Source organism: Geobacter grbiciae, from assembly GCF_018531165.1.
In the GTDB taxonomy this organism is placed as follows: Bacteria; Desulfobacterota; Desulfuromonadia; order Geobacterales; family Geobacteraceae; genus Geobacter; species Geobacter metallireducens.
Genome location: NZ_JAHDIW010000018.1, coordinates 1 through 11677, shown reverse-complemented (window position 1 = coordinate 11677; position 11677 = coordinate 1). Strand labels below are relative to the sequence as shown.

Below are 11677 nucleotides of genomic sequence, written 5' to 3'. Positions count from 1 at the left end.
AATGGAATTCCAGCAATACCCGGATGTTCGTCTGTCACTTCTTTACGTGGAGGATGAACCCGAAATCAGGGAGCTTCTCAGGAGTGTGTTGGTAAGGAAATTTCCCAATGTGGATATCCAGACTGCAGAAAATGGCATGGCCGGATTGGAGCTGTTCAGGGAACAACGGCCGGATATCATTCTGACCGATATCCGCATGCCGGTCATGGATGGTATCCAGATGACCCGCAGGATACTGGAAGAGGACCCGGCAGTAAGTGTCATCATCATTTCTGCCTGCAGTGAAACGGACTACCTGCTGGAGGCCATCAAGATGGGGATCAACAGGTATGTGCTGAAACCCATTAACCACAAGCTGCTCTTTGAGGCTATCGACGACTGCGCCGCCCGAATCATTCACGGACGTCAGGTCAAGGCGCAGAACGAGTTGATTCGCCGACTGAATGAAGAACTGGAGCAGCGCGTTGCGGATCGCACCGCCGAGCTTGAGGCCTCAAACCGCGAACTCCAGGCTTTCTGCTACTCGGTCGCCCACGACCTGAGCACTCCCCTGCGAGGAATAAACGGCTACAGTAACATCCTCCTTGAAGAGTATTCCGACAGGCTCGATGATGAGGGCAAGAGCTATCTCGAACGGATGGGGGCGGCGGCCGAGAGGATGGGGCAGTTGATCAACGACCTTCTCGAGCTTTCTCGGGTTACGCGCAGAGAATTGCATCGGGAGAAGATTGACCTCAGTCATCTTGCTCACCGTATCGTTATGGATCTGCAACAGCATGATCCAGACCGCCAGGCTGAAGTCATCATTGCCGAAAACATTATGGACGAAGGCGACCCGATTCTCATCCGGCTGGCACTGGAAAATCTCCTTGGCAATGCATGGAAATACACCACCAGGGTTTCCAGTCCCAGAATCGAATTTGGGACATGTATCACCAATGGCGAAACGGTCTATTTTGTCAGCGACAATGGTATCGGTTTCGATATGGCCTACGTCCATAAGCTTTTCATCCCGTTTCAGAGGCTGCATGGTATGGGCGAGTACGGAGGGACCGGCGTCGGCCTGGCTGCGGTGCAACGGATCATCTCACGGCACGGCGGTAGGATTTGGGCCGAGGGCGAACCGGGAAAGGGCGCGACGTTCTATTTCAGCCTCAGACGTCCAGCAACCGGGGCCCTCGTGGAAAGTTAGCTTGCTGCAGCATTTGTGTAAGGAGGGGGAGGGTGATAATCGAGGCAGGAGAACGGACAGAGGTGGGCATTTAGATATATTAAGGAGATATATTAAGGCAATGAAAAAAGGGGTCAGCAACCGCAGTTGCTAACCCCTTGATTTTCTGGTGCCGAAGACTGGACTCGAACCAGCACACGGTTGCCCGCACAAGAACCTGAATCTTGCGTGTCTACCAATTCCACCACTTCGGCGCTAGGACTTAAATCTATAGCATCGTCGTTAATCGATTGCAAGGAATTTTTAGGCTGCCGATCGTCGTGGTTATGGGTTTCTGGTGATGGTCACTCTGCTCGACGTGTAGACTGATGGCCTTTGTTGTGGGAAAGCGCTTCGAGGAGTTGTTCAAAGAGGCGCTGGAAGTTGAATGGCTTGCCAAATACCTCACGGATTCCGACGGCGGTTGCCCGTTCTTCGATTCCCAGGTAGAGGTGCCCGGTTCCCATGAAAATTATCAGTTCCGGTTGGAGGCGCCTGGCGTGCTGGGCCAGTTCAAATCCATCCATCCCCGGCATGATCTGGTCGGTGAGAAGGACTCCGTAGGATCTTTCTGCAAGCAGCCTGAGGGCATCTTCGCCCCTTTCGGCGCATGTGACGTCTATCCCCTCGCTTTCCAGGGCCAGTTTCATGAAAATGAGGATATCGCGGTCATCGTCAACGACGAGGATGCGTTCTGTGTCTGTTGGCCGGACAGTGGCAGTCCTGTGTCCTTGAGTCGGGTTCATGGGGATTCCTTGTGATCGTATGGGTGGTGTGGCGTGCTGTGTTAATGTGTGACTATTTGTCATATTTGTCAACGTTAAAAATGACAAATTGTCATATTTTTAATCGCGTTGACACCGGGGGGAGAAAGGGGTATATGAGCTTATTTACGCGCTGGGTCAAACCTGCGTCGCTCTGGAATTACCGATGCTTGTCGCGTTGCAGAAGAAAACCCTGGGAGTTGCCGTTGAGCTGTGATATCGGGCGAGAACTTAAAAGGTTGAGGAAAGACCGGGAACTGACGCAGAAGGATTTGGCTGCCCGGGTGGATGGCGGTCTCGACTATACCTATATCGGGAAGATCGAGCGGGGGGAGCAACTCCCGTCCCTCAAAATGCTCATGGGGTTGAGCGTCGCGCTCGGAGTGCCTGTCAGTCATTTTTTTCAGGAGGAATCGCCGGCAACGAACTCTTCGCTTCGTATGGCCGACTCCGACGTGAAGTCCATGGAGCTACACAAGGAGTTGCGCCAGCTCCATCCTGACGATATCCCCCTGGTGGTCGACATTGTCAGGGTGCTGAACCGCCATCGAAAGGCCGAACGGAAAAGAGCCTATCAACCTGCAACCGAAGCGCTCCCTCTTGCGGCAGAGGATGGCCCGTCCTACAGAAAGTTCTGATCTCCATGACCTCTCCCGCATCTCCATCCGGAATCCGAAACAGGGAGCGCCTCGACAAGCTCCTGGTGGACCGGGGGCTCGTTCAGTCCCGGGAGCGTGCCCGCGCCCTCATCATGGCTGGCCAGGTGGTGGTGAACGACCATCTGGCGGACAAAGCGGGAACCCAGGTGCCCTTGGACGCCGATATCCGCCTCAAGGGTGAGGATATCCCCTTTGTGAGCCGGGGCGGGCTCAAGCTTGCCCGGGCACTTGACGAGTTCGGCCTCGACGTGTCGGACATGGTTGCCATCGACGTGGGGGCTTCCACCGGCGGCTTCACCGATTGCCTGCTCCAGCGAGGGGCCCGCAAGGTCTACGCCGTTGACGTGGGGTACGGCCAGCTGGCCTGGAAACTCCGTCAGGATCCGCGCGTGGTGAACCTCGAGAAGACCAACATCCGGTACCTGGAACCGGACGCACTCCCTGAGGTTCCTGACCTGGCAGTCATCGACGCCTCGTTCATCTCCCTGGACAAGGTGCTCCCCTCGACCCTTCGCCTCATTCGTGACGGCGGCGCCGTTGTCGCGCTCATTAAGCCCCAGTTCGAGGTGGGAAAGGGCGAAGTGGGGAAAGGAGGGGTCGTGCGGGATGAAGGGAAGCACCGGGAGGTGGTTGACAATGTCGTTGCCCTGGCCGAATCCCTCGATCTTCAGGTGGGGGGCATAACCGAATCGCCGATTCTCGGGCCGAAGGGGAACCGGGAATTTCTGATCCATCTGATTAAACGGCACATCTCCCCTAATTCATAACCTCAAACCCATCACATCGATTATGACCATTCGTATTCTCCATACCGCCGATCTCCATTTGGGCTCTTCCCTGAAGAATTTCGGGGAATTGGCCCGTGAACGCCGGCGCGATTTTCTCAAGACCTTCGACCGAATCGTGAACCTCGCCATCAAGCGCGAAGTCGATTGCCTCCTGGTGGCTGGCGATCTCTTTGATGCCACACAGGTGGACGCCGAAACCGTGGGGCGCGTTCAGGACGGCTTTGAACGCCTCTCGGGACGTGGCATCAGCGTGGTTCTTATCCCCGGTACCCACGACAACGTGGTCTCAGCCGAAAGCGTCTACAACCGTACTACCTTCGCCGGCGCCCATATCCTGAAAGATCCTGTGGTGACGGACCCCTTCGCGCTGGAAATTCGGGGGGCGACGGTCCATTTCTACGGGTTCGCCTACCGCTCCGACCGCTCCCGGGAGGCCTTGGAATCGATGCGACGCCGCGAGGGAGGGGGGATTCACGTGGGGCTCCTCCACGGCTCTCTCAAGGGAAGCCCCGAGTGGGAGATGCGGAAGAAGGATATCCCGTTTACGACGGCGGAACTGGCGGCACTGGGGCTCGACTATATCGCCCTCGGCCACTATCACAACGTGGGGTGCCTGGAGGATCAGGGACGGGTCGTTGCCTGCTATCCCGGCTCCCCCGAGGGAAAGAAGTTCGGCGAGAACGGCGAGCGCCACGTCCTCATTGTCGAGGTGGGGGAGGGGAGCGCAGTTGTCGAGAAGGTGCCGGTGCAGAGCCGCATCATGGACGAGTTGACGGTTGACGCCTCCCTCTTCCCCGAGGCGGGTGCCCTGGAGGGAGAACTTGCGCGGCTCGCCTCTCCTGATCTCATTGCCCGCATCCGGCTCGCGGGCACCGTGGAGGACCCCCTCGACATCGCGAATCTGGCGGGCCGGCTCCAGGGGAAGTACGCCTGGCTCGAGCTTCTGGACGAGACCGAGATCTACAACAGCGACCATGTGAAGCGGATGGAACGGGAGGACTCGATCCGGGGGCTCTTCATCCGGAAGGTCCATGCCCGGTTCGAGAAAGCGGAATCCGAGGCCGAGCAGGAACTCTGCCGCGATGCCCTGAAGCTCGTCATGGGCCGCTTCATGCGAGGGGGGGGGGACTGATGCTCTGGATAACCTCCGTGCAACTCCCCGCCTTTGGCCGTTTCGGGGGGGAGGAGTTCACCTTCCGCCGGGGTATGAACCTGGTGTGCGGCAAGAACGAGGCGGGGAAGTCAACGCTCCTGGCTGCCATTGCCGGGACCATCTTCGGCTTCCGGAGAGAAAAGGACCGGTTCGTCCCCTGGGGCGGTGGTGAACGTTGCGAGGCCCGGGTGAGCTTCGCCTATGACGACCGGGAAATGACCATCGTCCGCGATTTCCTGACCGACCGGGTCCAGGCGGTGGAGCGTTCCGGAGACAGGCTCCTGTGGCGGTTCGAGGGAAAGGTCTCTCCGGCGGGGCGGAGCAGCGAGCGGGAGGAGTACCTGGCGAAGATCGAGGAGGTCTGGGGCTTCGCCGAGGGGGATATCTTTCGGAACTCGGTCTTCGTGGGCCAACGGGACCTGAAGATCGAGGGGGACGGCGCTCTCACCACCCGGATCAAACAGCTCCTCTCGGGGTTCTCCGAAATGGATTACGACGCGGTGGTGGACGGCCTCGAAAAGGAGCTCTACGAGTTGACCAGACGCCCCGGCGGGAGGGCCAAGGATCGCGAGTTGGAAGAGGTGCGCGCTCGGATGGCCGAGTTGGCCGAGGCCTGGCGCTCGACCAGTCGGACCATGGAGGAAGTCGGCAGGGTGGAAGCGGAGCTGGCGGAGCTACGGGGCTTCATCGACGCCAGCCGGGCCGACCTGGAGAAGGGGGAGAAGTACCTCCAGCGGGTGAAAAAGTACCATGAGGCCACGGTCCGTGAAGCGGCGCTGCGCAAGGAGTTCGACCGTATCCAGGCGGAGCGGGAAAAGGTGGAGGCCCTTGAGTCGCAGCGGAGGACCATTGAGGCACGGCTTGCCCCCCTGGGGAATCTGACGGAATTGCCCGATGGCTTCGACAGGACCATCGAGGCCTACTGCGCCGCCAGCGAGCGGCTAGAGCAGCTTGAAGAGGAGATGGCAGGGCTGACCGCGGAGTCAGATGATGTTCGCAAAGTGCCTCTCGGGCTGCTTCTGTCACCCATTCTCGCGTGGGGGGCGGCTGTTGCGGCCTGGTTCCTCGTGCCCGCGACTGCCTACGTGGTGACCGGCATTGCCCTTGCGGCGACCCTGGCCGTTGTTGTCTATGCCGCCCGGTTGAACAGCGCGGGCAATGCCAATGCATCCCGCCGCCAGGGGAGGATCGACGGCCTTGCTGTAGAGATCGACCGGCTACGCAGCGAGGCAGCCCGTCACGGGGGAGCGGTTGCGGAGCATCTTGGCGACATTGACCCGGCCAGCGCCCGGGGGATTCTTGAGGAGATGGAAGGAGTCGAGGAGATCGTTGCCGAGCGTGACCAGGTGGCAAGCGCCCTCAAGGTGCTCTCTCCTTCGGACGATCTCAAGGCTCAGGGAGCGGAGCTTGCCCGGGAGTTGGCCGTGGTGCGGGAAACCATGGAAAGCGTTGTCGGCAAGGGATTTCCGGTCATGTCACACGAGGAGTTCACCGCCGCCGAGGCGAAGATGCAGCGGCTAGCCGGGGAGCTGAAGGAGAAGGATCGAGCCGCCCTTGTCAAGGAGCAGGAGTTGGCGGTGCTTCGCACGGGGGGGCTCGACCTTGAGGCCATCGCCGAGGAGGGAGAAGAACTCAAGTCCCGTGAGCAGCGACTCGTGCGGCGGACCGGCGCGTTGCGGCTCGCCGTGGAGCTTCTGCGGGAAACCCTCGACGAATACCGGGCCACGTACCTGGCACGGCTCTCCTCGGAGATCAATGGGAAGCTCTATAACCTTACGGCCGGCAGGTATCGCGAGGCCCGTCTCGACGACAATTTCAACCTCACTATCGGTGCCGACGGTGAGCTCAGGCCGGCAGAGGCCTATAGCTGCGGAGTCCAGGACCAGGCCTATCTTGCCTCGCGGCTTGCCCTGGGGGGGATACTCTCCCGGGGGAGAAAATTGCCTTTTCTTCTCGACGACCCTTTGGTAAATTTTGATGACGAGCGAAAAACTGCCGTTCTGGCTACACTTAACCTCATTGCTTCAGGTCACCAGGTCATCCTCTTTGTTCATGACGAACGCTATCTCCGGCTCAAGGGGGCAGACCTCTGGCATCGAATCCGAATCGACATGAAAGGAAAACCGGATGGACAACTGCATCTTCTGTAAGATCATCAACGGGACCATTCCCGCCAGGAAGGTCTACGAAGACGACGACCTCGTCGCCATCGAGGACATCAACCCGGTCGCACCGCACCATCTTCTGCTCATTCCCCGCAAGCACATCGTGAACGCCCTTGACCTGACCGCCGGGGATGACGCTCTTGTCGGGCGCGTTTTTCGGGCCGCAGCAGCCATTGCCCGGGAGCGTGGGGTGGACGAGCGGGGATTCCGCATTGTTCAGAACACCAATGCCGATGCCGGCCAGTCGGTCTTTCACATCCACTTCCATCTCCTTGCGGGACGGCATCTGGGGTGGCCGCCAGGATAGCCTCATTGTGTCCTGTCTGTGCCGAACCAACGAGATATGCAGGAGGTAACCCATGACGCGCTTCGTATGCACCGTGATGATCCTGGCTCTGGCCGTGGCGGCCCAAGCCGACATATACAAGTGGGTGGACCAGCGAGGGACGGTCAACTACACTGAAGACCTTGGCAAGGTTCCCAAAAAATACCGGAAGAAAGTAACGGTTATTCCCGAAGGTGGGGCGCCTGCGGCCGAGGTGACGGAAACGGTCGAGCGGGGAGGCAAAGAGAAGAAGCCGGAAACCGGGCAGAAGGAAGTTGAAAACGCACTGGCGCCGAAACAGGAAAAAAAGAAGATGGTCTACGGCGGCAAGGATGAGGATGCCTGGAAAACCGAGTTCAGGACGCTGAGGAGTGAGATCAAAGCCAACGAGGCAGAACTTGCCGCGCGTCGTGGCCGGTTGGCCAATCCCGGCACCATGAACCGTGGCGATTTTCTGGGGGTCCAGAGGGAAGCAAAGAGGATAGAGGAGACGCTGACCGGCCTGAATACCAAGCTTAACACCCTTGAAGAGAGTGCCCAACGGGCCGGCGTGCCGCTGGAACTGCGGAAGTAGGGCAAAGGAGTTTCAGTAAAGAAAAAGCCCGGAGGGGTAAACCTCCGGGCTTTTTTGTAATTGACGCCCAGCGGGGATGCTTTCTCGTATCCGTCGGTAGAAGCGGTCGTGAAGCCAGGCAGGACGCTCTTTTGCGACCGTCGGGCCAGGGCTTTCGCAGTCGTTTCCCCTTTTGGTGGCGGTTGTTACGCGCCTGACGGAAGAGACGTACGCTTACTGCGCCATTCCCTGGACGTCAATTAGTTACGTTGCTCCGGGATAACCGTACAACCGCTGGACCCTCTGACCATTGGTAAACTTTTTGTCGGGAAGGCGCTTCAGGCTTCCCTGTGCTGCGGGCTTGCTCACCGCTCCTGAACCCGTATTGGTGTCATGGGTTAACCGTCAGGTCCCTCAACCGGTCGTTACCTGATTCCCAGAGCAATTTTCAAAGAGCAGCACCTTTGGCTGAAGTGTATCTCCGTTGATGATGCTGTCAACGGGGGGAGAAGAATTTTTTTGCTGCCGATAACACCTGTCCCTGACAGCCGGGCGTCGATTGACACCGGGCAGCATTATTGCTAGGGTAGATCGATTTCGCCCTGAGAGGAGTGACCATGCAGCTTCCGCACATAGACCCGGTTTTCCTGCGCATCGGCCCCCTGGAATTCCGGTGGTATGGCCTGATGTACATCCTGGGGTTCATTGCAGCTTATTTTATCGTTCTCCGGAGGGTCCGGAAGCGTTCCCTTCTCCTTTCAGCGGACGATGTGGCTGATATTATCTTTTATCTGGCAGTGGGTGTGATTCTTGGCGGTCGGCTGGGATACATCCTTTTCTACAATGCCCCCTACTATCTCGAACATCCCCTGAAGATATTCGCCGTCTGGGAAGGGGGAATGTCGTTCCACGGGGGGCTCATCGGCGTAGTGCTGGCTGGGCTTTTGGTGGCACGGAAAAAGAGGCTGGGGTTCTTTACCCTGGCAGACCTCTGTGTCCTTACCGCTCCGGTGGGGCTCGGTCTGGGGAGGCTGGGCAATTTCATCAATGGGGAACTCTACGGGCGTGTCACCGATATGCCCTGGGGGGTGGTATTCCGTGAGGGAGGCCCGATGCCGAGGCATCCGTCTCAACTTTACGAGGCGATTCTTGAAGGGCCGGTGCTGTTCGTAATTCTGATGGTAGTAGGGAGGAAGGAGCGCCCGGCAGGGGTGGCCTTCTGGACCTTTGTCTCCTGCTATGGGCTGTTCCGTTTTTTTGTCGAGTTTTTCCGGGAGCCCGACTCTCAGCTGGGTTTTATTATGGGTCCCTTTTCCATGGGGCAACTGCTCAGTTTTCCCATGTTTCTTCTCGGACTCGCGATGGTGCTGATCATCACGAAGAAGGGGAAACGCACCGAATGACAGGCGAACTCACGGGCAGCAGCGCAGACACTTGGTCATCTCCAGCATATTCCCGCCGTTAATCTTCTCGTATTTCACCGTATCCATCAGCTGCTTGATGATAAAAATCCCCCGGCCTCGGTCTTCAAGCTGGTCGAAGTCGGGCGGGGGGATGCTGTTGATGTTGAATCCCTGGCCATCGTCGAAGACCCGGATGAGAAGGTCCTGGTCAGTGATATTGATGTAGACGTGGACCATCTTGTCCGGGTCGTTGGCGTTGGCGTGCTTGATCGCGTTAACCATCGCCTCGGTAAGGACAAGGTTGATATGGTAGGCCAGCATGTCCCGGTCGCCGTCGTAGCGGTCGAGTTCCTTGGCGATGTCTTCGCCGATCCTCCCGATGAGGCTCAGGTAACGGGTCTGGTTCGGCACTTTGATATCAACTTCGATCTCTTTCCTGTCCATCCCTCACCCCTAGAAGTTTTCAAGTGCTTCCGCCGTTGAGCCGAATATCTCGAAGACCCGGTGCAGGCGGGTCAGTTCGAACATGGACTTGACCTGGGGCTGCAAGCTCGATAGCTTGAGGCTCCCCTGGTGGGATATGGCGTTTTTGAATCCGGAAACCAGGGCACCCAGGCCCGAACTGTCGATAAAGCGGATATCGGTAAGGTCAACGAGGATGTTCTTCTTCCCCTGTTCGAAGAGTTCCTGCATCTTTCCCTTCAAGTCGTTGGAGTTATGGGCATCGAGCCGCTCTTCCTTTACGAAGATGATCAGGATTTCGTTTTTTTCTTCCGTTTTGAGGTTCATGGTCCACTCCTTGAGGTCAGGCTTTCTCGAAAAAACGACCGTCATTGTATGATGTTCAACTTTTGTTATTGTACACCAATTGGTTCCGCTGCGCTCTGATTTTGCTTCATTAACTGTCGGGACGGAAATACCTTGAAGACGACCATGGAAATGTCGTCGTTGATGACCGAAGTGGCGCTGAAGCTTTCTACCTCTGCAAGGATGCTTTCGATAATGGCCTCGGCGGGTCGGGCATGGTTTTGGGTGAGGATATCGCAGAGACGCCCCGTGCCGAAAAATTCTCCCGACGGGGTCTGGGCTTCGGTGATGCCGTCGGTATAGAGAAGCACCACGTCGCCTTGCCGGAGAGTTATGGTCTTTTCCTCGAACTGGACGTCCCGCTTGACGCCAAGGATGAGTCCCTCGGCATCCAGTTCCACGCAGGACCGCTGTCCCTCGCGGAAGATGAGCGGAGGGTTGTGGCCGGCGTTGGCGTAGGCGAGGACGCCGCGTTCTGTGTCGTAGCGGACATAGAACATGGTGATGAAAAGCTCGGCGGCGGAGAGGTCGTCGTGGAGGAGCTCGTTGAGGGTTGCGAGGATCGCTCCCGCAGTCTTGTCGGAGCGGGCCTGTGCCCGGAGTACGCTCCTGGTTTCAGCCATGATGAGAGCTGCTCCCACGCTGTGTCCCGACACGTCGGCGATGACCATGTCGATGTTGTTGGCGCCATGCAGGAAAAAGTCGTAGTAATCCCCCCCCACATGGGTTGCCGGTTTGCAGCGCCCCGCGATCTCTATTTTCTGGATAACGGGGGGACTGGAGGGGAGGAGCGAAAGCTGGATCTGCTTCGCAATCTCCATCTCCTTGAGAACCCGGGCGTTTTCCAGGAGAATGCGTTCCTTTTCCTCGCGCTCCCGCTCCCTTGCTTCCATTTCCGTGACTATTTTCACTGCCTGGGCCAGCTGCCCCGCCAGGCTCTCCAGGAGGTCGAGGAACGGTTCGTTGAAGAGACCAACGATGTTCTTGGAGAAGACCGACAAAATCCCGAGCGGGTGTTCTCCCTTGCGGGCGATGGGGATTTGGGCGAAGGACTTGATCCCTTCCCGCGCCATCAGGTCCCGTGAGAGCGGTTTGGTGATGTACTGGGTATCGTTGACGAACTGGATCCGGTTGGCCGTGAATGCCTCGCCGATGTATGTTTCGCTTTCGGGGTCCCAGTCCTTGCCGATGATTGCGGCTATTCCCTTCCCCCGGTAGCTCCTGACCCGCAGGATCCCCTTTTCGTCAATAAGTCTGATAACCGCCAGATCGAGCTTGAATTCTTTGAGGATAAGCGCCAGCAGATCGTCCATGATGATCTGGAGGTCCAGGGTCCTGTTGATGAGCTCCGATGCCTTGAGGCGCACGTAGAGGGCCTCGCGGCTTTCGGCGAGCGACGCCTGGACCGTGCTGAAGATGTCGTAGACCGGTTCCATCCGTGATCCCAGATCCGAAAGGTAGCTCTCCACAATGGCTCCTGCAGCCGCAGCACCCACCGACCCCGCCAGGGTCTTTTCGGTGAAGCGCTTCAGTTTCGGCAGTTCGAACTCCGACACCCCTCCCTGCGCAGTGATCTCCCGGTTCCCCAAATACTCGGCAATGGCCGTGTTGGCCTGTTTCTCGCCAATGAACTTTGACATGAGGTTCACGAACTGCATGATCGTGACCGGCTTCGACATCCGCTTGGTTTCCCAGGGGACGCCGTTTCGATCTGAAGTGAAGACGTCGACGAACTTCCGTACCTGGTCCCGTTCCTTGTCGCCCTGGGGGAGGAGTGAGGTATCCTGATGACGATGGACACTCCCGCTTGGTAAACTACCGAGAGGGAGGTAAACATGAAACAGCAGCAG

12 protein-coding genes and 1 tRNA gene are annotated in these 11677 nt (G+C 58.1%); 8 read left to right on the top strand and 5 right to left on the bottom strand.

The genetic code is table 11. The annotated features are described in order from the left end of the window. Position 1 precedes the first annotated feature (1 nt). Entirely contained in the window at positions 2 to 1192 is a 1191-nt protein-coding gene (locus KJB29_RS16525) for a sensor histidine kinase (protein ID WP_215735447.1), read from the top strand. A 146-nt stretch (positions 1193 to 1338) separates the two neighbouring features. Here KJB29_RS16525 and KJB29_RS16520 read toward each other — a convergent pair. Further along, positions 1339 to 1425: transfer RNA gene (locus KJB29_RS16520), tRNA-Leu, on the bottom strand. A gap of 90 nt (positions 1426 to 1515) precedes the next feature. Next, complete coding sequence (locus KJB29_RS16515) at positions 1516 to 1956, bottom strand: response regulator (protein ID WP_215735446.1); 441 nt, start codon at positions 1954 to 1956, stop codon at positions 1516 to 1518. A gap of 224 nt (positions 1957 to 2180) precedes the next feature. Here KJB29_RS16515 and KJB29_RS16510 point away from each other — a divergent pair, with 224 nt between their 5' ends. The 7 genes from KJB29_RS16510 (at position 2181) to lgt (ending at position 9020) form a co-directional block, all read left to right on the top strand. Then, positions 2181 to 2612: a helix-turn-helix domain-containing protein gene (locus KJB29_RS16510; RefSeq protein WP_215735445.1), complete on the top strand. Its 432-nt coding sequence runs from the start codon at positions 2181 to 2183 to the stop codon at positions 2610 to 2612. Between the two features lie 5 nt (positions 2613 to 2617). Next, positions 2618 to 3400 carry a TlyA family RNA methyltransferase gene (locus KJB29_RS16505; RefSeq protein WP_215735444.1) on the top strand — a complete coding sequence of 261 codons (783 nt, stop codon included), beginning with the start codon at positions 2618 to 2620 and terminating at the stop codon, positions 3398 to 3400. A 22-nt stretch (positions 3401 to 3422) separates the two neighbouring features. Next, positions 3423 to 4553: a metallophosphoesterase family protein gene (locus tag KJB29_RS16500; RefSeq protein WP_215735443.1), complete on the top strand. Its 1131-nt coding sequence runs from the start codon at positions 3423 to 3425 to the stop codon at positions 4551 to 4553. Further along, a complete protein-coding gene (locus KJB29_RS16495) occupies positions 4553 to 6724 on the top strand; it encodes an ATP-binding protein (protein ID WP_215735442.1) in 2172 nt (723 codons plus the stop codon). Before KJB29_RS16500 ends, KJB29_RS16495 begins: the two co-directional genes overlap by 1 nt. After that, positions 6702 to 7046, top strand: a complete 345-nt coding sequence (locus KJB29_RS16490) for a histidine triad nucleotide-binding protein (RefSeq protein ID WP_215735441.1) — start codon at positions 6702 to 6704, stop codon at positions 7044 to 7046. Before KJB29_RS16495 ends, KJB29_RS16490 begins: the two co-directional genes overlap by 23 nt. A 52-nt stretch (positions 7047 to 7098) precedes the next feature. After that, positions 7099 to 7638, top strand: coding sequence for a DUF4124 domain-containing protein (locus tag KJB29_RS16485; protein WP_215735440.1), 540 nt, complete (start codon positions 7099 to 7101; stop codon positions 7636 to 7638). A 596-nt stretch (positions 7639 to 8234) separates the two neighbouring features. Further along, on the top strand, positions 8235 to 9020 hold the full coding sequence (gene lgt, locus KJB29_RS16480) for a prolipoprotein diacylglyceryl transferase (RefSeq protein ID WP_215735439.1): 786 nt from the start codon (positions 8235 to 8237) through the stop codon (positions 9018 to 9020). A gap of 9 nt (positions 9021 to 9029) precedes the next feature. Here the strand turns inward: lgt and KJB29_RS16475 are convergent, their stop codons facing one another. The 3 genes from KJB29_RS16475 to KJB29_RS16465 all read right to left on the bottom strand — a co-directional run. Next, positions 9030 to 9464, bottom strand: a complete 435-nt coding sequence (locus tag KJB29_RS16475; RefSeq protein ID WP_004512141.1) for an ATP-binding protein — start codon at positions 9462 to 9464, stop codon at positions 9030 to 9032. A gap of 9 nt (positions 9465 to 9473) precedes the next feature. Next, complete coding sequence (locus KJB29_RS16470; RefSeq protein WP_215735438.1) at positions 9474 to 9809, bottom strand: STAS domain-containing protein; 336 nt, start codon at positions 9807 to 9809, stop codon at positions 9474 to 9476. 65 nt (positions 9810 to 9874) lie between these two features. Next, a partial coding sequence (locus tag KJB29_RS16465; RefSeq protein WP_246561796.1) for a PP2C family protein-serine/threonine phosphatase occupies positions 9875 to 11677 on the bottom strand: 1803 nt, incomplete at its 5' end.

Coding starts and splice junctions, on each gene's coding strand:
- KJB29_RS16525 (WP_215735447.1), top strand. CDS start 2: ATGGAATTCCAGCAATACCCGGATGTTCGTCTGTCACTTCTTTACGTG.
- KJB29_RS16515 (WP_215735446.1), bottom strand. CDS start 1,956: ATGAACCCGACTCAAGGACACAGGACTGCCACTGTCCGGCCAACAGAC.
- KJB29_RS16505 (WP_215735444.1), top strand. CDS start 2,618: ATGACCTCTCCCGCATCTCCATCCGGAATCCGAAACAGGGAGCGCCTC.
- KJB29_RS16500 (WP_215735443.1), top strand. CDS start 3,423: ATGACCATTCGTATTCTCCATACCGCCGATCTCCATTTGGGCTCTTCC.
- KJB29_RS16495 (WP_215735442.1), top strand. CDS start 4,553: ATGCTCTGGATAACCTCCGTGCAACTCCCCGCCTTTGGCCGTTTCGGG.
- KJB29_RS16490 (WP_215735441.1), top strand. CDS start 6,702: ATGGACAACTGCATCTTCTGTAAGATCATCAACGGGACCATTCCCGCC.
- KJB29_RS16485 (WP_215735440.1), top strand. CDS start 7,099: ATGACGCGCTTCGTATGCACCGTGATGATCCTGGCTCTGGCCGTGGCG.
- lgt (WP_215735439.1), top strand. CDS start 8,235: ATGCAGCTTCCGCACATAGACCCGGTTTTCCTGCGCATCGGCCCCCTG.
- KJB29_RS16475 (WP_004512141.1), bottom strand. CDS start 9,464: ATGGACAGGAAAGAGATCGAAGTTGATATCAAAGTGCCGAACCAGACC.
- KJB29_RS16470 (WP_215735438.1), bottom strand. CDS start 9,809: ATGAACCTCAAAACGGAAGAAAAAAACGAAATCCTGATCATCTTCGTA.